Consider the following 24,022-nt stretch of genomic DNA (forward strand, 5'->3'; position numbering starts at 1 on the left):
AAAAAAGGGCTAAAAAAGAGATTTAGCCCTACTAGAGTGATTAAGCATCTTCAAGAATAAGTACAATTAACTCTTTTGGACCGTGTGCACCATAAGCTAATACTTGTTCAATATCCGCTGTTTTTGAGGGGCCAGAAATTAATAAAGCATTAGTTGGAGTATGTTCTACCCAGTTTAATTTTTGTTGTGCTTCATAGAAGTTATCTACAATTTTACTGGCTTCTAAAATAGCAAAATGGATAGGTGGAACGAGACTCATCAAACGAGGTTCTTCGCTATTCGGCCATACAATTAAACTACCTGTTGCCGCAATACCGCCCAAAGTGCTAGTAATACTTGATTCAATTTCAAAGAATAACTGAGTTTTCCATTTCTCTAGGAGTTGATCATAAAGTTTCAAAGTAGGCAGATCAGCATTTAGCTGCCAATAATCAGCTATTTGCTTACCCCATTCAGTGGTGGGTGCGTAGAGTAGATTATTGACTTTTTTTTGTTTGAGCAAATCAGCAAATAAAGTGACCCAGCTTGCTTTAGTGGTTTGATAAACTTCAGTACGTACCGATTCCATCATGGTTCGTAATTGTTTGATCTTACCCTGTGTATCACCATACGACCAAGGTTTGGTGACTAGCTCAACATTAAAATCGTCAGGACGAGGTGTAGTGCCTTCAAGACTGGTACGCAGTTTTTTCAGGATATTTTCACGTGCAGTCATTATTGCTCTCCTAAGTGCTTGCGTGCTAATTCATGTAATGTTTTGCTAGCTGGTTTAGCTTTGCTATGATTTTGTGACCAAGCTATTATATTAGGAGTTAATGCTCTAAAACGAGTAGCCAATAGGCTAAAGTTACGATACAACCTAGGTTTGGTATTAAGCATTTTCCAAACTTTCCACATTAAACGTTCTTTACGGGAGAAGCGTGCGCCTTGTCCTTTAACGGTGTGTGGTGTTTCTTCTGGAGGGCGAACATCTTCTTCACGAAGCCTACGTAATAATTCAGGAATAGGAATTTTCACTGGGCATACTTCACCACAAGCACCACAAAGGGTAGAGGCGATAGGTAGATCTTCTGTTTTATCTAACCCCATAAGGTGAGGAGAGATGATTATACCAATGGGGCCAGGATATACAGTGCCATAAGCTTGCCCACCAATGCGCGTATAAACAGGACAGTGGTTCATACAAGCACCGCAACGAATACAGTTAAGGGTTTGTCTTAATTGTGCATCTGCAAAAGCTTGGGTACGACCATTATCTAATAATACTAAGTGGACTTCTTCTGGACCATCTAATTCATCTGCTTTACGTGGACTAGAGATTAAGTTGACATAGGTTGTAATAGCTTGACCTAGTGCAGAACGGGTTAGGAGTGACAGTAATGGTACTGTATCGCGCAAGTTTTCTACCACTTTTTCAATACCCGTAATAGCAATATGGACAGGTGGTACTGTGGTAGACATGCGGCCATTGCCTTCGTTTTCTACTAACAACAATGAGCCTGTTTCTGCCACGGCAAAGTTTACCCCTGATATACCAATATCAGCTTCAAAGAATTTCTGACGCAGAATCTTACGACCTGTTTGAATTAATGTATCTACATCATCGGTGTATTGGGTATGTAATTTATTTTCAAATAAATGGCCTACCTGTTTAGCACTTTTATGAATAGCGGGCACAATAATATGAGAAGGGCGTTCATGGTCTAATTGGATAATATATTCACCCATATCAGATTCCAATGCTTCAATACCATGATGTTGTAGATAATGGTTCATGTTCAATTCTTCACTGACCATGGACTTACCTTTAATAAAATATTTTGCTTGGCGACGCTGAGCAATTTCTAAAATAATGTGGTTTGCTTGCTCAGTAGTCTCAGCCCAATGTACTTGTACACCGCGTTTAGTTAAGTTTGCTTCTAACTTTTCCAATAAATCTGGCAGTTTAGAAAGCGCTCTAGCACGAACGTGGTTTCCTAGTTCACGCAAGTTTTCACGTTCATATTCATTGCTCATAGAGGCTAAACGTTTAGTCATTAGTGAGTCCATCGCTGAACGCATATTATGACGTAGCTGTTGATTACCTAAAGCTTGGTGAGCATTTTCTTTAAAATGCTGGCTTAGCGCATCAAATACAGGAATACGATGTTGATCTTGATTACTCATCTCTAGTGCCTCCTGTACGTAGCCAAAGGAATGTGGCTAGATGTTGTCCCCTAAGGGCTTCATTTTGCTTTTCAAACGAACCATTAATATTCATTAAACAACCACAATCTGCACTCACTACTTCATTAGCCCCTGAGTCTTTAAGTGCTTTAGTTTTATCTAATACCATAGCGCCTGAAATATCAGTCATTTTTACTGAGAAAGTACCACCAAAACCACAGCATTCGCTTTCATGGTCATGATTAATACGTTCTACATTGTCTAATTGACTGAGTAATTCGCGAACATGTAAATGGGTATTCATTTCACGGCGTGCTGCACAAGAAGTGTGTAGCGCGATTTTAGTGTGTGGCCCTTGGTCTTTAAGTTGTACTTTACTGACATAGAGTAAAAACTCAGCAAATTCATAAATGCGTTCGCTTAAGGCAGTTACTTTTTTTAAGGTCTCAGGTTCATCTTTAAATAATTCTTTATAATGATGACGCATCATCCCAGCACATGAGCCAGAAGGAATAACCACAGGCCAATCATGTTCAAATAGCTTTAGTTGTGCACGGGCTACTTCTCTTGCTTCTTCAGTATAACCAGAAGAATAGGCGGGTTGACCGCAACAACCTTGATCCTGTGGATAATGTACTTTTATCCCTTCACGTTCAATAATTCGAATAGCATCTAAACCAGCATTAGGATACATAATATCAATGATACACGTACCAAATAAATAAATATCCGTCGGTTTTTCTGTAGGGTATTGACGGAGTTCGGGCAGAGGGGGAGCTACGCGCGTTGCATTGGGGGCAGCATCATAAAATAAACTACTCATCAGACTATCCTCTGGTTTTTACCAGTATTTATTGCTATTCCCTAGCTTATTATACTTTGTTGAATGGCTTAGCCGTACTAATTGTACTGTCTTCAGCCATTCGCCTCGTCTAAAAAGCTATGGAAACAGCTATCTTAAAATATATAAAATCTAATAGGGCAATCACGGTTGCCCTTTTTGTATTATTAATGGGTATAAATCATCCAAGGAAATACATACGATTGTAATAAGTTTATAAGCCCTACAATTACTGCAAAGAAGATACTGTGCTTCACAGTAAAGCGGAATAAATCAGATTCTTTACCTACTTGGTTAGTAGCAGCACACGCAACAGCAATAGATTGTGGGGAAATCATTTTACCAGTTACACCACCACTACTATTTGCGGCTACCATTAAGGTATCTGATAAGCCTAATTGGTGAGCAGTATTAGCTTGCAAAGAACCAAATAAAGCATTTGCAGAGGTATCAGAACCTGTTAGAAATACCCCTAGCCAACCTAAGAAGGGTGAAAAGAAGGGAAAGGCAATACCAGTGCTAGCCAGTACAAGAGCCATTGTCACAGACATACCAGAGTTATTAGTCACATAGGCAAAACCTAATACCATACCAATTGAAAATATAGACCATTTTAATTCTTTAATAGTTTCCCAAAATGTACAGAGTGCAGATTTAGGTTTAATTTTTAAAATGATGATAGAAATAATAGCGGCAATTAAGATAGCTGTACCAGTAGCGGCTACTACATCAAATACAAATAAGTTTTTGATATGGTTAATTCCTGAACCAGTAGGATCAGCTACAGCAATAGGTGCTGATTTGGTGATTTGGATACCATCAAATACAAATTGAGTACTAAATACGCTTAAAGCATCTTTGATCGTTTTTAAAGTCCATACACTCACCATGATAGTTAGTACAATAAAAGGCGACCATGCTAAAAGAATTTGTTTAAAATTATAGGGTAGAGGTTGTTTCTCTTTAGTGCCAGTGGCAATGCTTGCTGTTCCATCGCCATTAATGGCGAGTTCAGTACTTCCTTTTGGTTGCCAAACTTGTAATAAAGCGGTTAAGCAAAGCATACTTACTAGTGCTGAGGTAATACCTGCTAACTCATAACTAATATAGTGAGCAGTAATATATTGCACAATAGAGAAGCTAAAGCCTGTAACTAGCGTGGCTGGCAGGGTTTGTTTAACACCTTTGACACCATCCATAATAAACACAATCCACATTGGCACAAAGGCAGCCAAGAAACAGAGTTGACGACTTGTCATTGCACCTATATCGTGGGCATCAATACCACTTACAGAGCCAGCAACAGTAATTGGAATACCAAGGGCACCAAAAGCAACAGGAGCAGTATTTGCGATTAAACATAAGCCAGCAGCATAGATAGGATTAAACCCCAGACCAACTAGCAGTGCTGCTGTAATTGCAACAGGCGCACCAAAACCAGCAGCACCTTCTAAGAAGCCACCAAAACAGAAACCGATTAATAACACTTGTAGGCGTTTATCATCAGTAATATACACAATGGAGTCACGGATAATATCAAATTGACCACTCTTTACGGTAAGTTTGTATAAAAATACCGCTCCAATAATGATCCAAGCGATTGGCCATAACCCATAAAGAAATCCGTGAGCTGCTGAAAGTAAAGCCATTTTGGCTGGCATACCAAAAGCTACTATGGCAACAATAATCGATAGGATCAGTGTTATCGCACCTGCTATATGGCCTTTTAATCTTAAAACAGTTAAGGCTAAAAAGAAGAATATTACAGGGATGGTGGCTACAAAGGCTGATAAGTAAATATTTCCGAGAGGATTATATATGTGTTCCCATATTTGCATGAGCGGCTTGCCTCTTTATAGTGTTTATTATAAAGTTAGTTCTATTGTTATTTTGGTCAATTGGTAAGACCAATTTTAGTTTGACTATATTAGATTAAAGGTTTATTGACTAAATAGTCAACTATTCTTTGTAAGACTTTTGTAGAGTTTGAAGTAATAAGTTAGAATTATTCGGATAAGCAGGCTGATAGACAAGAAAGAGACATTAATGGCCCAACAATTGGTAAAAAATAGAAAAATATCTGATGATATTGTTGAACGTTTAGAGCAAATGATTTTAGAGGGTATATTTGCTACAGGTACACGTTTACCTGCTGAACGTAAGTTGGCTGAGCAATTTGGTGTTTCTAGGCCTTCTTTAAGGGAAGCTTTAAAAAAATTAGCTGCAAAAGGACTTATTACTAGCAAACAAGGTGGCGGTAATTACGTGGCAGAGAGTGTAGGCCAGTTATTTAAAGATCCTATTTTAAATTTATATGAAGAATATCCAGATGCACAACGGGATTTATTGGAATTTCGTCATACTTTGGAAGCGTCTAGCGCGTATTATGCGGCGCAACGTGCAACGGCCTTAGATTTACAGCGCTTAAAAAAGGCATTTGAAGCGATTGAAAAACGTTATTTAGATAAAAATAGTACGCAACAACAGGAAGCAGAGGCCGATGCTAATTTTCATTTAGTAATCGCTGAAACCAGTCATAATATGGTGCTGCTGCAAATTATGAGAATGCTTTGTGAACTAGTAAAGCAAAATATTATCACCAGTATTTTTGGTTTACATGCTTATAGCAAAGAGGCACGTGATAATTTGATGCAACAACATCGAGCATTGTATGAAGCAATAAAAAATGGTGAACCTGAGCAGGCCAAATTAGCCGCTAGTATGCATATTGATTATGTTCGTACGATCTGGGATAAAATGGCTCAAGAGCAAAAGCGTATGGCTCAGTCAGCACGACGGGAGCGGCTTGGCGAGAAGGAGTAATAGAGAGCTTAATAGCCCTCTATCACTTGTACTTTAAGAAGTATGGGCAGTTATTTTCATTAAAACCATACCTGAGATAATAAGGATTGCTGCTAAGATACGCAAAGCACTTATTTGTTCATTTAAGAACACAATACCTACTATAAATGCACCTACAGCACCAATACCTGTCCATATTACATAAGATGTACCAAGTGGTAAGCTACGCATTGCATAAGCTAATAAGGCAAAGCTGGCAATCATGGCAACAATCGTAATAATGGAAGGGGTAAGGTTTCTAAAGCCATCAGAGACTTTCATGAAATAAGACCAAACAACTTCAAGTAGGCCAGCGGCTAATAAAGCAAACCATGCCATATATAATACTCTCTATTAGATAGGGTCAGGTCGTCCTGAAGTTATTGCGAAATGAGAAAGGTCGTCCTTTCTATTGGTTATTATAACATAAAAATTAAATAACAGAGGGATAAGCCATTATGCTACTCGCACAAACGAGTACATTAAATTGTTAGTTAAGTTTGAAAAAGGGAAAGTCCAAGGGATATAGTATATTAGGCGTTAGGGCGCTTAATGAAGATGCAGAGGATAGTTTGTTATTATAAAAAAATTGGCAAGTATTTTTTGATTGTAAACAGCTTATTGTATTTTTCTGATCATCACTATTTGAAATTATAGTATGATAAACATTATTTTTTAGGTTAGAGGAATGATAATGCAAGCAGATATCGTCATTGTCGGTGCAGGCATGGTTGGCAGTACACTGGCTTTAGCATTAAAAGATTCTGGTTTAAGCATTGTGGTATTGGAAAGCAATGCAGCAAGCTATAAAGAATTTACTCCTGACACACCTTTTGAGCCTAGGGTAAGTGCAATTTCTATTGCTAGTCAACGTGTATTGCAACATGTGAATGCTTGGAATGGTGTACTTGCAAGACGTTTATCCCCTTATAGCCAAATGTATGTTTGGGATGGTTCAGGTACTGGCCATATTGATTTTGATGCCGCTTCAGTACATCAGCCAATATTAGGTCATATTATTGAAAATAGAGTTATTCAAGACGCTTTATTAGAACAGTTAGAAGAAGCGAATGAAACTATTACCTTACTTCCTGAAGTCGAGTTAGAGTCTTTAGAGCGTACCGCAGAAGGTTGGAATATTGTTCTAAAAGATTGTTTACAGATTAAGGCTAAGTTAGTTGTAGGAGCAGATGGTGCACGCTCTAAAGTTCGTCAATTGGCAGATGTTAAAACCCGTGAATGGGATTATTTTCATCAAGCAGTTGTTACCAGTGTGCGTTGTGAGAAGCCTCATCAACAAACTGCATGGCAACGTTTTACAGATGAAGGGCCGTTAGCTTTCTTGCCTTTATCGCTAGCAGGTGATGAGCATTGGTGTTCAATTGTATGGTCGTTACCTCCTACCAATGCTGAACAGGTGATGGCTTTGGATGATGAGGCGTTCTGTAAAAAATTATCTGAAACCTTTGAGTATAAATTAGGAAAAGTAGAGCATGCTGATCCTAGGATGTGTATACCACTCCGTCAACGTCATGCTAAGCGTTATATTCAACAGGGTTTAGCAGTCATTGGTGATGCTGCACATGTTATACACCCATTAGCAGGACAAGGCGTTAATTTAGGCTTTATGGACGCAGCTGCTTTAGCTGAAACCTTACTTGAAGCAGTGGCTCAAACTGAAGATATTAGTAGTGTAAAAGTATTGGGTCGTTTTGAGCGTAATAGAATGCCCCATAATTTAGGTATGATGGCAGCGATGGAAACCTTTGAACGTTTATTCCAAGCCGATCCATTGCCTTTACGTTGGCTTCGTAATACAGGGTTAAAAGTAGTTAATCAGTTACCAGAAGCTAAAGCCTTATTTATTCGCAGAGCATTAGGTATTGAAGGCTCTTTACCTAAGATGGCAATGGCTTAAATGTATAAGCCCCTCTACTAGGGGCTTTTTCTTGAAAAATATAAGAGTAATCTAATTAATGAAAAAAAATTTCTTCACGGTTTTACCATTAGTTATTACTTTTGCCGTTATTTTTGCATGGCAATTGTATGTAGAACAACCAACCCCAACTGTAGATCCAACAACTAACCAAACGACTAGTCAGCAACAAGTCGATCATAATCCAGCGACTAATAATCCTCAGTTGTTAGCAGCTTATAATAATCAGGTAGCTAAGCTACAAGTTAAGGGGCAAGGAATTATTGTTAAAATATTAAAGGATGATTTAGAGGGTAGTCGCCACCAACGTTTATTACTAAGGGTAAACGATAACCAGACAGTTTTGATTGCACATAATATTGATTTAGCGCCACGCATTGCTAATCCAGAGCTAGGAGATATAGTAGAGTTTTATGGTGAGTATGTGTGGAATAATAAAGGGGGCGTTATTCATTGGACGCATAAAGACCCACGTGGCAATCATACAGATGGTTGGTTACGTTATCATGGAAAAGTTTATCAGTAGTATTTAATAACTAAGTTCTCCACTATTAATTAGTGGAGATTTTGGTAGTAAAAAGTTAATCAAGTTAGTCAGTTAATCTACAAACTTTAGGTTTAAGGTTTTCCATACTTCAGTAAGTGCTTGCACCAAATGATGGATATGATGGTCTGTGTGCAATGGCGTAGGAGTTATTCTTAACCGCTCAGTACCCCTTGGTACTGTGGGGTAGTTAATAGGTTGAATATAGATATTATGGTTTTCTAATAAAAGTTGACTAGCCGCTTTACATTTTTCGGCATCACCGACCATCACAGGGATAATATGCGTTTCTGTAATTAGTTGTGGCAGTTTAGCTTCAGCTAATGCTTGTTTGGCCTTTCTAACTTGCTGTTGTTGTAATTGACGTTCAATGTTGGATTGTTTCAAGTGTTGTACAGAAGCTGTTGCAGCAGAAGCCACTGATGGGGGTAGAGCAGTAGAGAAAATAAAACCAGGTGCATAACTGCGAATAGCATCAATAATATTAGCATTCGCTGCAAGGTAACCACCCATTACCCCAAAAGCTTTGCCTAAAGTCGCCTCAATAACATCAATACGTTGCATTGCTTCTACTTGCTCAGCATAGCCACCACCACGTTTACCATACATACCAATAGCGTGTACCTCATCAATATAGGTCATGGCTTGGTATTTTTCAGCAAGATCACAAATAGCATGGATAGGGGCTATATCACCATCCATTGAGTAAATACTTTCAAATACAATAAGTTTTGGACGATCATCTGCTTCTTTTAATAATTGTTCTAAATGGTTAAGATCATTATGTCTAAAAATAACTTTATCACAATAAGATTGCTTAACACCTTCAATCATTGAATTATGGTTATAAGCATCTGAAAGAATTAAACAGTTAGGAATTAATTTAGCAAGGGTAGAAATCCCCGTTTGATTAGACACGTAACCAGAGGTAAAAACTAAGGCGGCTTGTTTATGGTGTAGGTCGGCTAGTTCTTGTTCAAGCTCAACAATAGCATGACTATTGCCAGAGATATTACGTGTGCCACCTGCACCTGTGCCATAACGCTGCGCTGTAGTACACATAGCCTCAATAACAGCAGGATGATGCCCCATACCTAAATAATCATTAGAACACCAAACCACAATTTGTTGGGTTCCTTCAGGTGAGTGCCAAAAGGCTAAAGGGAATTGACCCACAATGCGTTCAATATCTGTAAAAATACGATAGCGACGTTCTGTGTGTAGTTTATCTAATGCTGTATTAAAGAAATCTTGGTAGTTCATTACTGAGTAGCTAATCACTGGCTGTTAAAATAAATAAAGTAAAAAATGCGTTTAGTAAGTTTATAGTTTTGAGAAACATAGTTAATGCAAATCGATAGTTATTTGTTTACTACGGTTCTTTTTAGTTGGCTAATTATACTCCAATCTAATTTTTTTTTAAGAAAAAATCCTTCATATCGTTAAAAAATAGAGAAAATATTATTGATAACTATTGTTCTTTTGCGCTATAAGTTCTAGCATAGTGGTCATAATTTTTAACATCTATTTGTAAACTCTCATAGTCGCTTAGTGTCAATAATCACTAACACACAACAATAATGGAGAATAATATGCAATTGAAAGACACCAGTCTATTTCGCCAACAAGCTTATGTGGATGGTAAATGGTTAGATGCTGACGGCGGTAAAACTATTGAAGTAACTAATCCAGCAACAGGTGAAGTAATTGGTACGGTGCCTAAAATGGGTGCTGCTGAAACTAAACGTGCTATTGAGGCTGCTAATAAAGCCCTGCCAGCATGGCGAGCTAAAACAGCAAAAGAGCGTTCAGTTATTATTCGCCGTTGGTACGATTTATTAATTCAACATCAAGAAGATTTAGCTTTAATCTTAACCACTGAACAAGGTAAACCCTTAGCAGAAGCTAAAGGTGAAATTGTGTATGGTGCTTCTTATTTAGATTGGTTCTCAGAAGAAGCTAAACGTGTGTATGGTGATGTGATTCCAGGTCATATGACAGATAAGCGCGTGGTGGTTATTAAACAACCTATTGGTGTGACTGCTGCTATTACGCCTTGGAATTTCCCTAATGCAATGATTACCCGTAAAGCTGGTCCTGCATTGGCTGCTGGTTGTACAATGATTATCAAACCAGCAAGTGCTACGCCTTTTTCAGCCTTGGCTTTAGTTGAGCTTGCTGAGCGTGCAGGTGTTCCTGCTGGCGTATTAAGTGTGGTAACAGGTTCAGCAGGTGAAATTGGTAATGAATTAACCAGTAATCCAATTATTCGTAAACTCTCTTTCACAGGTTCTACTGAAATTGGCCGTGATTTAATGGCACAGTGTGCAAAAGATATTAAGAAAGTATCTTTAGAATTAGGTGGAAATGCACCCTTTATCGTATTCGATGATGCGGATTTAGATGCCGCTGTTGAAGGGGCAATGATTTCTAAATACCGTAATTCAGGGCAAACTTGTGTTTGTGCCAATCGCTTATATGTGCAAGATAGTATTTATGATGCCTTTATTGAGAAATTTAAAGCAGCTGTTGCCAAATTGAAGATAGGTAATGGGGCTGAAACAGGAATTACTACAGGTCCTATGATTGATGGTAAAGCGGTAGAAAAAGTACAAGAGCATATTGAAGATGCGGTAAGTAAAGGTGCTAAAGTAGTTGCAGGTGGTAAAGCATTAGGTGGTAATTTCTTTGAGCCTACCATTTTAGCCAATGTACCTAAAGATGCTAAAGTATCTAAAGAAGAAACCTTTGGACCCTTAGCTCCTGTATTCCGCTTTAAAACAGAACAAGAAGTGATTGAATACGCCAATGATACTGAATTTGGTTTAGCCTCTTACTTCTATGCCAAAGATATGTCGCGTGTAATTCGTGTTTCTGAAGCGTTAGAATATGGTATGGTAGCTATCAATACTGGCTTATTATCTAATGAAATGGCACCTTTTGGTGGTGTTAAAGCTTCTGGTTTAGGCCGTGAAGGTTCTAAATACGGAATAGAAGATTATTTAGAAATTAAATATTTATGTATTAGTATTTAATTATTGGTGATTTCAGAAACATTGGCAGTCGATCATCGTATGCTGCCAATGTAATCTTCTGAAGTCGTATCCTAACCCCGACTGGATCGATGAACAGTCAAGAGGACATTATGGCTAAACAAGTAAAAGCAACTAAATCAGTAAAACCAACAAAAGCACCAGCTAAAGTAGCAAAACCAGCTGCTAAAGCAGTGAAGCAAGCTAAACAAACCAATGCTAAATTATTTAAGCGTCGTGCTGCAGCGGTAGCTAATGGTGTGAGTATGATTCACCCAGTAGCTGTAGAGCGCGCAGAGAATGCTAAAATTTGGGACGTTGAAGGTAAAGAATATTTAGATTTTGCGGGTGGTATTGCGGTATTAAATAGTGGTCACTTACACCCAAAAGTAGTAAGCGCTGTTCAACAACAATTAACTAAAGTAACTCATACTTGTTTCCAAGTAGTGGCTTATGAGCCTTATATTGAGCTTTGTGAAAAAATTAATGAATTAGTTCCTGGTAAATTCCCTAAGAAAACATTGCTAGTGACTACTGGTTCAGAAGCTGTTGAAAATGCGGTGAAGATTGCCCGTGCAGCGACAGGTCGTCAAGGTGTAATCGTATTTGATGCGGCTTATCATGGCCGTACTATGTACACGCTTGCTATGACTGGCAAGAAAGTGCCTTATGCTGCTGGTATGGGTTTAATGCCTGGTGGCGTGTATCGCGCATTATTTCCACGTAAGTTACATGGTGTTAGTGTTGCAGAAGCATTAGCCAGTGTTGAGCGTATCTTTAAAAATGATGCTGAACCACGCGATATTGCAGCGATTGTACTCGAACCTGTGCAAGGTGAGGGTGGTTTCTATGCGGCACCAAAAGAGTTCTTTAAAGGTTTGCGTGAAATCTGTGATAAACATGGTATTGTATTAATCGCTGATGAAGTACAAACAGGTGCAGGCCGTACTGGTACTTTCTTTGCGATGGAACAAATGGGTGTTGCTGCTGATTTAACGACATTTGCTAAATCGATTGCAGGTGGCTTCCCATTAGCGGGTGTATGTGGTCGTGCCGAATTAGTAGATTCTATTCCTCCTGGAGGTTTAGGTGGTACTTATGCAGGTAACCCTCTTTCTTGTGCGGCAGCATTGGCTGTAATTGATGTATTTAAAGAAGAGAAATTACTGGATCGTGCTAATAAGCTAGGCGCAAAAGTTAATAAAGCATTAACGGCCATTCAGAAGAAACATCCTACTATTGCTGAGATTCGTATTACAGGTGCAATGATTGCGTTTGAATTAATGGATAAGAAAACCCATAAACCAAATGCTGAATTAGTCGCTAAGATTGTAGAACGTGCCCGTGAGAAAGGTTTATTATTACTTTCATGTGGTTCTTACTACAATATTATGCGTATCCTAGTACCTTTAACTATTTCGGATGCGGATTTAGATAAAGGTTTAAATATTATCGCTGAGTGTTTTGCTGAGTTAGATAAAGGTAAAAAGTAATTTATCTGATCTTTTAGTAATAAAAAACCCATCATTATGATGGGTTTTTTTATATATAAAATAAAATTATTTTTTCTTAGTTTTTTTCTTCTTATTGGTTTTTTTACTACTAGCTAATGGAAATGCTTTCTCAAAAGCATTATGAAGCTCTTGTAGATTTTTCTCATGAATATCATGGATACGTTTGCTACGTTGTTGATTAAAATTAACTAGATTATTGTCAGTTGTTTTTTTCATAAAAAGCGCATTGCGTAAACTTAACAAGATAAAAATAGTCTGGAAAATAGTGATAGTCAAGCTTAGTTTACCCTTATTCAATAAATTATCAAAATGTGTTTGTTGATTATCCATAAGAGATTGTCTTTATTGAACTATTGATGAAAGTAGTTAGTTTTATGAATCCAATATTATTAAGAAATAAGTTTTATTAGAAAAATAGAATAGATACTGGCTTTATTACTTACTTTGTTCTAAAGTGGTTGTTTTTAAAGACAACTCTTGTTATTTCTTGAAACAGTAATTTAGTAAAACTACTTTGATCGAGTTATTTAACATGATTAAAATTATTTTTTTAATTAATCCTTTCCTTGTGAAATTGGGGATAGCTTAATGGATGCTAAAGATTTTTATACAATAGCAGATAACAATGTATTGAAGTTTGCAGAACACACAGATTTAACAGAGGACGAAAAATGGTTAGTTGCTTTAGGTGGGATTTTTTCTAGCCTAGCAGGAGACAATGTAAATAGTATTGAAACTGGGCGTAGTAACCAAGAAATTAGAGAATCATTACGTAAAAATTGGTTAATTAATGACCGAGCGACTTTTGAGCAGGCAGCTTTACGATTGGCTATTGGTGAGAAAAGAGACCTCTATCTATCTCGTCTAACAATGTTACGCCGCTTTTTTGACTTTTTTGATAATTCTAATGTTGCGGTTAAGTTTGTTGCAAATTTTTCACCTTTATTGGCTATGGATTGGTATCAAACTAGAACAAAAGAAGACTTACGTAAAATAGCTAGAGAAGAGTTAGAGTTAGATCGTTTTGCTAAATCAGGTAGTAAAAAAAGCGAAGAGCTATTTGCTTTGTTAAAAAATACCAATGAATGGCGGAAGAAATTAGACAAAGTGGGTGACTATCATCAGATAAATGATTTAGTGGCATGGGATGCAGTATGCTTAGTTAATTTGGCGCGTTGTGCAACACAGATTCATTTTATTGATCGTACGGAATTTGTTAAATATGCTGGCACTATCAAAAAGCAAGTACAAGCTGCTTATAATAGTTGGAATGAAGCTGCTCTTGGTTATTTAATGGGCACGTTCTTATGGCAATATTCAGAAAATAAAGCAAAAACAGTTATTAGAACAACTTGCCAATATTTAGAAGATCCTAGAACTTTGGTTCATACGGTTAAATTTAAATAATAGTATGTTAATTAGCACAACAGTTAGCCAAGGTATTCTATGACTTGGTTGAGTAAGCCACTACAATAGCTATATCTGTAGTTAATTATCCACAAGTATTCGTTAACTATTCGCTAACAGGAACTACTTATCGTCTACAGCTAGCACTTTTAGTTATACTGCTGAGTAGTAATACTATGACGATAAAAATTCTTTTTTAGGTATGGACATGGTTAGTCCATACCCTGAGGTTTATTGATTATTAAAGGAGTCAGGTGTTAATTGGGCTTGTTCAAGAACTATATTTTTAGCATGTAATCCTTTATTCCCTTGCTCTATTTCGAACAGAACGTGTTGACCTGCTTTAAGCGTTTTATACCCATCTATCTGTATGGATGAATAGTGTACAAATAAATCCTCGCTGTGTGTCTCTGATGAAATGAAACCATAACCTTTGGTGTTATTGAACCATTTAACTTTGCCACGTAGCATATACATCTTCCTTATGATTTGAGAACCCTTATAATAAATAGACTGTACAAAGTACAGCTCCCAATTTACTGGCTTTGCTTTATGATTGGCCAGCCTATTATTATATAATGAAATAGTTAAATTTAGTTTGTTTGTTTAACCGATTTGTGCAAAATTTCATTACAGAAATTTACATAATCACGGGAATAATAATTGTTTTTCAAAAACTAGAAAATAATACTAAAGTTTATAATCGAATTATTTCATTAGACGTAAGACTAACATTCAAGAAACCGTAATACAGTAGTGAGCATAGTCAATTAACGTGTTATATCGTAAAATAGCAATTATTAGTTGTATACAAAATACTGGATAGACAGTAGTATAATTCTTTTTATATAAGTTTTTAGGAACCGTCAAATGATCACAGGTAGTATTGTTGCGCTTGTTACCCCTATGGATCGTGCAGGCAATATTGATTGGGATTGTCTCAATCGTTTAGTTGATTTCCATTTAGAAGAAGGTACTCACGCGATTGTTGCAGTCGGAACTTCAGGTGAATCGCCTACGCTAGAATTTGACTCTGAGCATTTAGAGGTTATTCGTCGTGTTATAAAGCGGGTAAATGGTCGTATTCCAGTGATTGCAGGAACAGGAGCTAATTCTACACGTGAAGCTATAGCTTGGACTAAAGCGGCTAAAGAGGTTGGTGCTGATGCTTGTTTATTAGTGGTTCCTTATTATAATAAGCCTACCCAAGAAGGGCTCTATCAGCATTTTAAAGCTATTGCAGAAGCAGTAGATATTCCTCAAATCCTTTATAACGTACCTGGTCGTACTGTATGTGATATGCAAGCAGAAACAGTAGTACGTCTTTCGCAAATACCTAACATTGTAGGTATTAAAGATGCCACTGGCGATATTGAACGTGGTCGTGCTCTTTTAAAGCAAGTAAGTAAGGATTTTGCTGTTTATTCTGGTGATGATGCCATTGCACTTGATTTAATTGTTGCTGGTGGTAAAGGTAACATTTCTGTTACTGCCAATGTGGCGCCACGTGCCATGAGTGAACTTTGTATTGCAGCCTTAGCAGGTGATATTGTAAAAGCACAAGAAATTGATGCATCATTGGCTGAGCTGAACAAAGCACTTTTTGTGGAAGCAAATCCAATTCCTGTAAAATGGGCATTGCATGAAATGGGCTTAATTCCTGAGGGAATTCGTTTGCCATTGACTGTACTTAGTGAGCGTTACCATGAACAAGTACGTCACGCGATGCGCCAAGCAGGTATTCTTGAGTAATCTTATTTAGCCATTGTTATGATGAATAGCGCAATTAGCGTCAGCGTCTCAGCTATAACGCCGAGGAAATGTTTAAGGAGTTTAAAGCCATGAGACAATTGGCTAAATTATCAGTAATCGCAGTAGTTATATCAACAACCAGTGGTTGTGGTTGGTTATGGGGTGATAAAGGTTATTTTAAAGACCGTTCTAATGATTATTTAGATGCTAAACAGGCACCTTTAATAACCGTTCCTGCTAATTTACAGCAAAATACTAAACCATTAGACCCTCTTTATCCTATTCCTGCTAATATTCCTAATTCAACCGCAGGTAAGGATTTTGAGGTGCCTCGTCCTGTGCCTTTACAGGTTGTTAATGAAAGTAGGGCATTTAGCTTGCAAAGCAGTCAAGGTATGCAATGGTTTATTGCACAACAGCCAACCATGCAAGTGTATGGGCAAGCTTTCCAATATTTCCAACAAGCAGGCTTTCATATTGATGTTACTCGTCCAGCAACAGGCGAGTTTACAACCAATTGGGTGAAGCCAAGTGCATTGACAAATATGTTATCTAATCGCCTATTGGCCGTAGATTCATCATTGGCTAAAGAAGAATTAAAGGTAAGAGTAAGAATTGAGCCAGGAGTAACTACTAATACCAGTGAGGTTTACACCTTGGTTATGGTACGCGCTGAAGATAGCACAGCTGATGCGGCTTGGCCTGCAAAATCGCAAAATGCTTCAGTGGAATCAGTATTACTAGATGAATTAATGGCTAATATGTCAAATACTCAAGCTATGGATAGTACGGTGTCCCTCCTTACAGATAACCAACAGCAGGCTTCACCTGTAGCGTCTACAACGGCTGTATTATCAAGAGATGCGCAAAATATGCCAGTGTTAGTAATGAATGGTGATTTTGATTTAGTATGGTCACGGGTTGAGCGTGCTATTACCACGGCTAATATTAAAATTGATGATATGGATCGCAGTATGGGGGCTTATTATGTTAATTTGGCAGAAAAAGCCGATGGCAGCTCTGATGTAGGCTTCTTTGGTCGTGTACTTGGTGGTGATTCGCAGGCTAAGCGAGATGCAAGGGCTGAGCGTTATATTATTAAATTAGATAAGGTAGATAATGCCATTAATGTCAGCGTTCAGAATGCTAAGAACAGTAGTCCAACAGCAGCTGATAAAGCTGAAGCAATACTTAAGCAACTTAACGATAATATGAATTAAGCATACAAATTAGCCTTAATAAAGAGTGAAAGTAGATGGAAAAGCGTGAAGAACTTTACCGAGGTAAAGCAAAATCAGTATTTGCAACAAGTGATGAAGATCGTTTGATTCTTTATTTTCGTAATGATACTTCAATGATGGATGGGGAAAAGATTGAGCAGTTAGAACGTAAAGGGGAAATTAATAACCGTTTTAATGCTTTTATTATGCAGAAGTTAGAGGAAGCAGGTATTCCTACCCAGTTTGATACATTATTATCAACCAATGAGTCTGTTGTTAAAAAATTAAAGATGATTCCTGTTGAGTGTGTAATTCGTAATTATGCAGCAGGTAGCCTAGTACGACGTTTAGGCGTGGAGGAAGGAATTGCTCTTAAACCACCTGTGTTTGAATTATTTTTAAAGAATGACAAACTGCATGATCCTATTATTAATGAAAGTGTAGCCATTACTTTTGGTTGGGCAAAAGCTGAACAGCTAGCCCGTATGCGTGAGTTAACTTATCAAGTAAATGAAGTATTAACTAAATTATTTGATAAGGCTGGTCTATTATTGGTTGATTTTAAATTAGAGTTTGGTTTATTCCATGGTGAAATTGTTTTAGGTGATGAGTTTAGCCCAGATGGTGCTAGATTATGGGATAAAGAGACACTTAAAAAATTAGATAAAGATCGTTTTCGCCAAGGTTTAGGTGGTGTAGTAGAGGGATATATTGAAGTAGCTAATAGACTGGGTGTACCGCTCTAGTTATTATTTATAAAGTAAAAGGGCTATTTAAATAGCCCTTTTCTTTTTCAATAAATTAAAGCTAAACCTATTATGGTTAGATTTAAATACATATCCTACGAAATAATCTCATTATTACAAGACAAAGGATAGCTATTGTTTGTGGTATAGTTGGTTTAAAATGTTGTGTCAAATATAGGGCATTGGAGATAAAGCATGAATAAAAAGATTGGTTTTATTGGCGCTGGCAATATGGGTGGTGCCATTATAGGTGGGTTAGTAGAAAGTGAAGTACTCCCAGCTGATCATATTTATGCTATTAATCATCATCCTAAAAGAACACAAGAGTTGGTTGATCAGTTCGCCATTAAGGCAGCTAGCAGTATCGAGGAGCTTGTCAAAGCGAGTGATATTGTATTGATTGCAGTAAAACCTAAAACTGTTGCTGAAGTATTAGCTGAAGCCGCCCCTTTTTTAAAGAAAGATGTAATAATTATTTCTGTTGCGGCAGGGGTTACCTTAGCAAGTCTAGAAAAGGCTGTGGGCTCTAAACAGAAACTAGTGAGAATAATGCCTAATTTACCATCATTAGTGGGTGAGGGTGCAAGTTCTATAACGCCTAATGAATTGGTTTCAGAAGAAGATCTGGCGATAGTTAAAGAAATTTTTAATAGTTTTGGTAAAGCTGAGGTTGTGTCAGAAGATTTAATACATGCAGTAGTAGGAGTAAGTGGTTCTTCTCCTGCTTATGTCTTTATGTTTATTGAAGCTTTAGCCGATGCAGCCGTGCAGGGAGGAATGTCACGTGAGCAAGCTTGTACTTTTGCTGCTCAATCGGTGTTAGGTTCTGCTAAAATGGTATTGGAAACAGGTATCAATCCTGGTGCTTTAAAAGATATGATTTGTTCACCAGGAGGCACGACTATTGAAGCAGTCTGTGAGTTAGAGCGAAAAGGCTTTAGATCAGCAGTAATTGATGGCGTTCAAGCGGCTATGGCTAAGTCTGCTGCAATGAGTGAGAAACAGTAATTATTGTCGATGAGGGTTAGACAGGCTAGTTGGTTGACTAGCCTGTTTGTTTTAATACATTAGAAAAAGAGTTGTTATTTATGTGGTTTCGTAATTTATTAGTCTATCGTTTAACACAACAGATTTCGTTCACTGAAGAAGAGTTAATTAAAGCGTTACAAACTAAGTTAGCCAAGCCTTGTACTTTTCAAGAGTTATCAACCTTTGGTTTTATTGCGCCTTTTGGTAAAGGTGAGGATGCACCCTTAACCCACATCAGCCAAGATTTTTATTTAATAGCCGCACGTAAAGAAGAACGTATTTTACCTGCTAGTGTAATTAAAGAAGCATTGCAAGAAAAAGTTGATGAAATCGAGGCTAGAGACGCACGTAAGGTTTATAAGAAAGAAAAAGATCAATTAAAAGATGAAATAGTACAGGACTTATTACCTCGCGCGTTTAGCCGTAAAAAAGTAATTTATGCGGCTATTGCGCCTAAATTAGGGCTTATCTTAGTGGATAGTACTAGTACCAGTAAAGCAGAAGAGTTGCTGTCTACTTTACGTGAAGCGTTGGGTTCTTTACCTATTAGACCTGTTACGGTTAAGGTTGCACCAAGCGCTACCTTAACAGATTGGATAAAGACGCAAAAGTCAGCTCAAGGTTTCCAAGTTTTAGAAGATTGTGAATTACGAGATACCCATGAAGACGGTGGGGTTGTCCGTTGTAAGCGCCAAGATTTAACCAGTGAAGAGATTCAAATTCATTTAAAATCTGGTAAGGTGGTGACTCAGCTAGCATTAGCATGGCAAGATAAACTATCTTTTATATTAGATGATAAGTTTGCGATTAAGCGAATCAAATTTGAAGATTTATTATTAGAGGAAGCAGATAAAGTAGGTGGTGATGATGCTGTCAGTCAGTTTGATGCAACGTTTACTTTAATGATGTTAACCTTTGCTGAATTTTTGCCAGCGCTTTTACAAGCTTTAGGTGGTGAAGAGTTACCACAGAGTATTTAATCATTAAATGGGTAGAGAAATGTCTGATAAAAAAGTAGTGGATATTGCCATTATTGGGGCTATGGCAGAAGAGGTAGAAGCTTTAGTTAGTTATTTGACAGAGGCAGCTTTATATGAAAAATTAAGCAGTGTTTATTATTTAGGTAAGCTAGTAGATAAAGAGGTAGTGGTATTCCAGTCAGGTGTTGGGAAGGTAGGTGCAGCTTTATCAACAGCCTATGTGTTGGAACATTTTTCGCCAAAATTTGTGATTAATATTGGTTCAGCGGGTGGTTTTGATCCTAAATTATCAGTAGGTGATGTGGTTATTTCTTCAGAAGTTCGTTATCACGATGTAGATGTTACCCTTGTAGGCTGTGAATATGGACAAATCCCTAATATGCCAGCTGCGTTTGAGGCTAATAAGCAACTTGTAGAAGTAGCTCAAAATGTTGTTCAACAACATTCTAATCATAAAGCAATGACAGGCTTAATCTGTACAGGTGATTGTTTTATGTCAGATAAAGCGGTTGTTAAATTAGTGCGTAATCGTTTTCCAGAAATGATAGCAGCAGATATGGAAGCAGCTGCAGTAGGCCATACCTGTTACTTATATGACTGCCCTTTTGTAGTAATTAGAGCTATTTCTGATGTGGTTGATCAACCCGATAATAAGATTGATTTCTTTAGTTTTTTACAGATAGCTGCTAGAAACTCGGCAGATATAGTGGCAAATATGGTAAAGCAACTTAACTAGTATACCTGTTAAGCGAGGTTGGGGAGATTCCCCAACCCAAGTAAGCATTACCAGTTAACGCCAAAACCAAAAATATAGCGAGTTTCATTAATGCTTGCATCACTAGCACCATTAACAATATTGCGATTTACTTTAAAGTTTAAGGATGCCCAGTCAGTAAGTTTATAACGTATCCCTACATCTGTATCTAAGGTATATTTTGCAACGTTACTATTAAAGGGACGAGTGGCATTACCTGTAGTAAATAATTCGAAATTTTTACCTAATAAATAACGGTTATAATCCCAGCGAATACCATAAGAAGCAAAGTTTTTGCTAGTGGTGTCTTGATATTCATAGCGTGACATATTAATCAGTGATGACATCGAGAAAGCACCTTGGCTATCATCCCAGAATTGGTAACCAGGACCAGTACCTATTGTGTATTGTTTACGTAGATCTTCCACATGATCAAGTTTAAAAGCAGTGTTAGTTTGCCAGAACCATTGTTTAGTAATAAAGTGGTCAAGTGTGTAGTCTATTGCATAATTATTGGTGGATACATTGCCATCACTGCTTTTACGGTTATATTCACCATTCAAAATATGACGCCAATCACTATGTTCAAGCTTTGTTTGGAAGTCAATATCAAAGGTGGTGGTATCTTTCTCAGCTTTTTTGCTATCAAGCGCTATATTAACTTTACCCGACCAAATAAGGTCATCAATTTCAACGCCAAGTTTTTTTGGTTTAATTATTTGGTTAATATCTTTTAATGCAACTTCCTCTGGTTCTGCACCATTGACTAATTGCAATTTACCTTCTTGGGAAGGCTTGATTATTTTGGCCTTTTCTTGCTTATCTTTTTTAATTTTAACTAGCAGTGGACTTGTGGTTTCAATGGTGGATACTTTGCTCCAAGAGATAGTAACTGAGCCAGCATAGTCTGTATCTAACACTAGTTTATTATTATTCAAGAGAGAAATCGTACCTGTTAAACGATCACCATTTTTCATCCAGACAATGTCTGCTAAGGAGGAGAGAGGTAAAGAAGCAAGTAATAAAAAAGCAAGAAAGCGTACTAACATAATAATATGGCGTTTTTAATAGAGAATAATTAATAGAAAGGTGATGAAAATTTAAAGATTTGAGTTCAATAAATCTTTTAGTAATTTACCAATAGCTCAGGAAAGTAGAGGCTATAGCGTAGTTTGTCAACATATAAATGGTATATTACACTACATAATATAAAAATCAGAAATTAACGTATAATATACACTATAGAAATTTCTACTGAATATGATAAGGTTAAGCAATTTGTGAAAATAGATAAATTAATTCTAGGGAAGATGAATAGTTTGCTATGATAAGGAATAGCCATTCGTGAGTTTTAATGAGAACTAATACAGTAAAGCATTCTAAAAATGCTTTGAAACTGCCTCATCATTTAGTTATTTTGGTGTTGGGCTTTTCAGCAGGTATTCCTAGTTTATTAATATCTTCTACCTTGGGTATTTGGTTGCTAGGGGCAGGTGCATCTTTCGAAACAATTGGTTACTTAGGCTGGATAGGTCTTATTTATGCACTAAAATGGGTTTGGGCGCCTATGTTAGACCAATGGCGTTTACCTTGGTTAGGAAGACTTGGGCGTCGTCGCTCGTGGTTATTGTTTGCACAAATTTGTATTTTTATCGGGTTGGTTTGTGTCGCTTTAACAGATCCGCAAAGCCATTTAAGACTGTTTATAATTTTTGCCTGTTTAGTGGCTTTTTTCTCTGCTACCCAAGATATTGCATTGGATGCATACCGTTTAGAAATTGCTGATCAAAGCCAGCAGGCAAAATTGGCAGCGCTTTATATTATAGGTTTTAGAACAGCATTATTAACCGCTGGAGCTGGTTCTTTATTATTGGCTACTTATTTAGGCACTTCTCAACAGTATTATTATTACAATGCTTGGCAAATAACCTATATGGTTTTTGCGCTATTAATGATTCCAGCTATGATGGTGACGTTATTCAGTGCAGAACCTGATATTCATCTAAAACAAGAGGAAATTGCCGAAGCTGAATTTAGCTTTGGACGGCAATTATTTGCAGTTATTTTGGTATTGTTCTTAGTGGTATCCCTACCTGTGATGATTACTGCTATTATGGATCAAGCTTGGCCAAGGGCATTGCTGTATGCATTAATTTTGATAACAGGTTTATCACCTTGGGGAAAATCACAAATTTTGCCTGTGCGTATTTTATTAAGAAGAATGCGCCATCATTTAAAATTAACGGCACGGGCTAAAGAAATCCCTAATTTTGATTTTGTTCATCAGAGTGTTTCTATTATTGTGATGCTTATAGTGTTAGTCACAATTTATGCGTCAAGTAAAGCATTTATACAAGGTGCTTGGCCAAGAGGAACATTATATCTATTAATTTTCTTTGGCTGTATTACTGCACCAGGCCGATTCTTAATGGCGCCTATTTTGACACCAATGGTTGAATTTATTCAGCGTTATCGTTGGCAGGCATTATTAATCCTAGCCATTGTTTCTACCTATAAATTAGCTGATACCATGCCACTCAATATGATCGATGTTTTTTTATTAAAGCATGGTTTTAGTCAAAATATCATTGCGATTGTAGTAAAAGGGTTCGGCATTGTATTAACCATTATTGGTGCAGCGTTTAGTGTCTTTTTAATTAATAAATTTAGAATTATGCCAGTATTGTTTTTTGGTGGTATGGCCTGTGCTTTTACTAATCTGTTATATATTTTATTAATAAATGATCAGGGAAGTATTGCTGTATTAACTGCTGGTGAGTATGGTTATTTCTTAGTTCATGACAGTGTCGCCTTTTATGGTGCGATACAACCGGTTGCTAGCATTTGGGAGCAGGTATTAAACTTTGATCCATCTATATGGACTTTAATAACCATTGTTGTATTTGATAGTTTAAGTTCTGGTATTGCAGTATCTGCCTTATTAGCGTATCTCTCAGGGTTAACTAATATAAAGTTCTCGGCTACACAATATGCGATGCTGAGTTCTGTGATGTTGCTTCTTCCTAAATTTATGGGTGGTTATTCAGGAAGAATTCTGACCTATTATGATTATGATTATCAAAAGTTTTTTTGGATTTGTGTACTATTAGGTCTACCCACTTTATTGTTTATTGGTTGGGCATGGTTGAGACAAGAGCATCATAATGTTAATAATTAGTAGCATAATTGCTAAGTTAAATTCCTAAATAAACATGCTAAAATAATGGGAATTAGTTTTTGTTAGAGGTTAATAACCTCTT

The 24,022-nt window shown here is 37.1% G+C and carries 22 protein-coding genes; 13 read left to right on the forward strand and 9 right to left on the reverse strand.

What is annotated here, in order from left to right:
• Positions 1–40 precede the first annotated feature (40 nt).
• The 4 genes from JHT90_RS04720 to JHT90_RS04735 all read right to left on the reverse strand — a co-directional run bounded on the left by JHT90_RS04720 (position 41) and on the right by JHT90_RS04735 (position 4,845).
• The gene (locus tag JHT90_RS04720) at positions 41–715 is read right to left on the reverse strand and encodes a LutC/YkgG family protein (RefSeq protein WP_201094730.1); all 675 of its coding nucleotides are present in this window, start codon (positions 713–715) and stop codon (positions 41–43) included.
• The gene (locus tag JHT90_RS04725; protein ID WP_201094732.1) at positions 715–2,166 is read right to left on the reverse strand and encodes a LutB/LldF family L-lactate oxidation iron-sulfur protein; all 1,452 of its coding nucleotides are present in this window, start codon (positions 2,164–2,166) and stop codon (positions 715–717) included. The genes JHT90_RS04720 and JHT90_RS04725 overlap by 1 nt, the downstream gene beginning before the upstream one ends.
• A complete protein-coding gene (locus tag JHT90_RS04730; RefSeq protein ID WP_201094734.1) occupies positions 2,159–2,989 on the reverse strand; it encodes a (Fe-S)-binding protein in 831 nt (276 codons plus the stop codon). Before JHT90_RS04730 ends, JHT90_RS04725 begins: the two co-directional genes overlap by 8 nt.
• 185 nt (positions 2,990–3,174) lie before the next feature.
• Positions 3,175–4,845 (reverse strand): lactate permease LctP family transporter, encoded by a 1,671-nt coding sequence (locus JHT90_RS04735; protein WP_201094736.1) that lies wholly within the window; start codon positions 4,843–4,845, stop codon positions 3,175–3,177.
• A gap of 208 nt (positions 4,846–5,053) precedes the next feature.
• On the opposite strand from JHT90_RS04735, the gene JHT90_RS04740 reads away from it, so the two are divergent.
• The gene (locus JHT90_RS04740) at positions 5,054–5,830 is read left to right on the forward strand and encodes a GntR family transcriptional regulator (RefSeq protein ID WP_201094738.1); all 777 of its coding nucleotides are present in this window, start codon (positions 5,054–5,056) and stop codon (positions 5,828–5,830) included.
• A 33-nt stretch (positions 5,831–5,863) separates the two neighbouring features.
• On the opposite strand, the gene JHT90_RS04745 is transcribed toward JHT90_RS04740, so the two are convergent.
• Positions 5,864–6,187, reverse strand: a complete 324-nt coding sequence (locus JHT90_RS04745; protein WP_201094740.1) for a DMT family transporter — start codon at positions 6,185–6,187, stop codon at positions 5,864–5,866.
• Positions 6,188–6,542: 355 nt separating this feature from the next.
• On the opposite strand from JHT90_RS04745, the gene JHT90_RS04750 reads away from it, so the two are divergent.
• Together JHT90_RS04750 and JHT90_RS04755 are read left to right on the forward strand one after the other, a co-directional pair.
• Positions 6,543–7,766 carry a 2-octaprenyl-3-methyl-6-methoxy-1,4-benzoquinol hydroxylase gene (locus JHT90_RS04750; RefSeq protein WP_201094741.1) on the forward strand — a complete coding sequence of 408 codons (1,224 nt, stop codon included), beginning with the start codon at positions 6,543–6,545 and terminating at the stop codon, positions 7,764–7,766.
• A 58-nt stretch (positions 7,767–7,824) separates the two neighbouring features.
• Positions 7,825–8,310 carry a DUF3465 domain-containing protein gene (locus JHT90_RS04755; protein WP_201094742.1) on the forward strand — a complete coding sequence of 162 codons (486 nt, stop codon included), beginning with the start codon at positions 7,825–7,827 and terminating at the stop codon, positions 8,308–8,310.
• A gap of 72 nt (positions 8,311–8,382) precedes the next feature.
• On the opposite strand, the gene hemA is transcribed toward JHT90_RS04755, so the two are convergent.
• Entirely contained in the window at positions 8,383–9,591 is a 1,209-nt protein-coding gene (gene hemA / locus JHT90_RS04760) for a 5-aminolevulinate synthase (protein WP_201094743.1), read from the reverse strand.
• Between the two features lie 329 nt (positions 9,592–9,920).
• Between hemA and gabD the strand changes: the two genes are divergently transcribed.
• A complete protein-coding gene (gene gabD / locus JHT90_RS04765) occupies positions 9,921–11,363 on the forward strand; it encodes an NADP-dependent succinate-semialdehyde dehydrogenase (protein ID WP_201094744.1) in 1,443 nt (480 codons plus the stop codon).
• A 110-nt stretch (positions 11,364–11,473) separates the two neighbouring features.
• The gene (gene gabT, locus JHT90_RS04770; protein ID WP_201094745.1) at positions 11,474–12,853 is read left to right on the forward strand and encodes a 4-aminobutyrate--2-oxoglutarate transaminase; all 1,380 of its coding nucleotides are present in this window, start codon (positions 11,474–11,476) and stop codon (positions 12,851–12,853) included.
• A gap of 66 nt (positions 12,854–12,919) precedes the next feature.
• Here gabT and JHT90_RS04775 read toward each other — a convergent pair whose 3' ends face one another.
• The gene (locus JHT90_RS04775) at positions 12,920–13,090 is read right to left on the reverse strand and encodes a hypothetical protein (RefSeq protein WP_201094747.1); all 171 of its coding nucleotides are present in this window, start codon (positions 13,088–13,090) and stop codon (positions 12,920–12,922) included.
• 372 nt (positions 13,091–13,462) lie between these two features.
• On the opposite strand from JHT90_RS04775, the gene JHT90_RS04780 reads away from it, so the two are divergent.
• Positions 13,463–14,281, forward strand: a complete 819-nt coding sequence (locus tag JHT90_RS04780) for a DUF1266 domain-containing protein (RefSeq protein WP_201094748.1) — start codon at positions 13,463–13,465, stop codon at positions 14,279–14,281.
• Positions 14,282–14,512: 231 nt separating this feature from the next.
• Here the strand turns inward: JHT90_RS04780 and cspD are convergent, their stop codons facing one another.
• The gene (cspD, locus tag JHT90_RS04785) at positions 14,513–14,752 is read right to left on the reverse strand and encodes a cold shock domain-containing protein CspD (RefSeq protein WP_201094750.1); all 240 of its coding nucleotides are present in this window, start codon (positions 14,750–14,752) and stop codon (positions 14,513–14,515) included.
• Positions 14,753–15,151: 399 nt separating this feature from the next.
• Between cspD and dapA the strand changes: the two genes are divergently transcribed.
• The 6 genes from dapA (at position 15,152) to JHT90_RS04815 (ending at position 20,744) form a co-directional block, all read left to right on the forward strand.
• Positions 15,152–16,033 (forward strand): 4-hydroxy-tetrahydrodipicolinate synthase, encoded by an 882-nt coding sequence (dapA, locus tag JHT90_RS04790; protein WP_201094752.1) that lies wholly within the window; start codon positions 15,152–15,154, stop codon positions 16,031–16,033.
• Between the two features lie 89 nt (positions 16,034–16,122).
• Positions 16,123–17,253 carry an outer membrane protein assembly factor BamC gene (bamC, locus tag JHT90_RS04795; protein WP_201094754.1) on the forward strand — a complete coding sequence of 377 codons (1,131 nt, stop codon included), beginning with the start codon at positions 16,123–16,125 and terminating at the stop codon, positions 17,251–17,253.
• 35 nt (positions 17,254–17,288) lie between these two features.
• Positions 17,289–17,999 (forward strand): phosphoribosylaminoimidazolesuccinocarboxamide synthase, encoded by a 711-nt coding sequence (gene purC / locus JHT90_RS04800; RefSeq protein WP_201094756.1) that lies wholly within the window; start codon positions 17,289–17,291, stop codon positions 17,997–17,999.
• Positions 18,000–18,194: 195 nt separating this feature from the next.
• A complete protein-coding gene (gene proC, locus JHT90_RS04805) occupies positions 18,195–19,007 on the forward strand; it encodes a pyrroline-5-carboxylate reductase (RefSeq protein WP_201094758.1) in 813 nt (270 codons plus the stop codon).
• A gap of 80 nt (positions 19,008–19,087) precedes the next feature.
• A complete protein-coding gene (rdgC, locus tag JHT90_RS04810; RefSeq protein ID WP_201094759.1) occupies positions 19,088–20,008 on the forward strand; it encodes a recombination-associated protein RdgC in 921 nt (306 codons plus the stop codon).
• Positions 20,009–20,027: 19 nt separating this feature from the next.
• Positions 20,028–20,744 (forward strand): 5'-methylthioadenosine/adenosylhomocysteine nucleosidase, encoded by a 717-nt coding sequence (locus tag JHT90_RS04815; protein ID WP_201094760.1) that lies wholly within the window; start codon positions 20,028–20,030, stop codon positions 20,742–20,744.
• 47 nt (positions 20,745–20,791) lie between these two features.
• On the opposite strand, the gene JHT90_RS04820 is transcribed toward JHT90_RS04815, so the two are convergent.
• Positions 20,792–21,811: a DUF481 domain-containing protein gene (locus tag JHT90_RS04820; RefSeq protein WP_201094761.1), complete on the reverse strand. Its 1,020-nt coding sequence runs from the start codon at positions 21,809–21,811 to the stop codon at positions 20,792–20,794.
• Positions 21,812–22,116: 305 nt separating this feature from the next.
• Between JHT90_RS04820 and JHT90_RS04825 the strand changes: the two genes are divergently transcribed.
• Complete coding sequence (locus tag JHT90_RS04825; protein ID WP_201094762.1) at positions 22,117–23,940, forward strand: AmpG family muropeptide MFS transporter; 1,824 nt, start codon at positions 22,117–22,119, stop codon at positions 23,938–23,940.
• Positions 23,941–24,022: the final 82 nt, after the last annotated feature.

It is taken from the genome of Entomomonas asaccharolytica, from assembly GCF_016653615.1.
Lineage (GTDB): Bacteria > Pseudomonadota > Gammaproteobacteria > Pseudomonadales > Pseudomonadaceae > Entomomonas > Entomomonas asaccharolytica.

Bases quoted from the DNA above. Each gene is read 5' to 3' on its own strand.
- dapA (WP_201094752.1), top strand. From the start codon at position 15,152: ATGATCACAGGTAGTATTGTTGCGCTTGTTACCCCTATGGATCGTGCA.
- JHT90_RS04780 (WP_201094748.1), top strand. From the start codon at position 13,463: ATGGATGCTAAAGATTTTTATACAATAGCAGATAACAATGTATTGAAG.
- JHT90_RS04745 (WP_201094740.1), bottom strand. From the start codon at position 6,187: ATGGCATGGTTTGCTTTATTAGCCGCTGGCCTACTTGAAGTTGTTTGG.
- JHT90_RS04750 (WP_201094741.1), top strand. From the start codon at position 6,543: ATGCAAGCAGATATCGTCATTGTCGGTGCAGGCATGGTTGGCAGTACA.
- hemA (WP_201094743.1), bottom strand. From the start codon at position 9,591: ATGAACTACCAAGATTTCTTTAATACAGCATTAGATAAACTACACACA.
- JHT90_RS04775 (WP_201094747.1), bottom strand. From the start codon at position 13,090: ATGAAAAAAACAACTGACAATAATCTAGTTAATTTTAATCAACAACGT.
- JHT90_RS04825 (WP_201094762.1), top strand. From the start codon at position 22,117: ATGAGAACTAATACAGTAAAGCATTCTAAAAATGCTTTGAAACTGCCT.
- gabT (WP_201094745.1), top strand. From the start codon at position 11,474: ATGGCTAAACAAGTAAAAGCAACTAAATCAGTAAAACCAACAAAAGCA.
- proC (WP_201094758.1), top strand. From the start codon at position 18,195: ATGAATAAAAAGATTGGTTTTATTGGCGCTGGCAATATGGGTGGTGCC.
- JHT90_RS04720 (WP_201094730.1), bottom strand. From the start codon at position 715: ATGACTGCACGTGAAAATATCCTGAAAAAACTGCGTACCAGTCTTGAA.
- cspD (WP_201094750.1), bottom strand. From the start codon at position 14,752: ATGCTACGTGGCAAAGTTAAATGGTTCAATAACACCAAAGGTTATGGT.
- JHT90_RS04815 (WP_201094760.1), top strand. From the start codon at position 20,028: ATGTCTGATAAAAAAGTAGTGGATATTGCCATTATTGGGGCTATGGCA.
- bamC (WP_201094754.1), top strand. From the start codon at position 16,123: ATGAGACAATTGGCTAAATTATCAGTAATCGCAGTAGTTATATCAACA.
- JHT90_RS04735 (WP_201094736.1), bottom strand. From the start codon at position 4,845: ATGCAAATATGGGAACACATATATAATCCTCTCGGAAATATTTACTTA.
- rdgC (WP_201094759.1), top strand. From the start codon at position 19,088: ATGTGGTTTCGTAATTTATTAGTCTATCGTTTAACACAACAGATTTCG.
- JHT90_RS04755 (WP_201094742.1), top strand. From the start codon at position 7,825: ATGAAAAAAAATTTCTTCACGGTTTTACCATTAGTTATTACTTTTGCC.
- JHT90_RS04740 (WP_201094738.1), top strand. From the start codon at position 5,054: ATGGCCCAACAATTGGTAAAAAATAGAAAAATATCTGATGATATTGTT.
- JHT90_RS04820 (WP_201094761.1), bottom strand. From the start codon at position 21,811: ATGTTAGTACGCTTTCTTGCTTTTTTATTACTTGCTTCTTTACCTCTC.
- JHT90_RS04725 (WP_201094732.1), bottom strand. From the start codon at position 2,166: ATGAGTAATCAAGATCAACATCGTATTCCTGTATTTGATGCGCTAAGC.
- JHT90_RS04730 (WP_201094734.1), bottom strand. From the start codon at position 2,989: ATGAGTAGTTTATTTTATGATGCTGCCCCCAATGCAACGCGCGTAGCT.
- gabD (WP_201094744.1), top strand. From the start codon at position 9,921: ATGCAATTGAAAGACACCAGTCTATTTCGCCAACAAGCTTATGTGGAT.
- purC (WP_201094756.1), top strand. From the start codon at position 17,289: ATGGAAAAGCGTGAAGAACTTTACCGAGGTAAAGCAAAATCAGTATTT.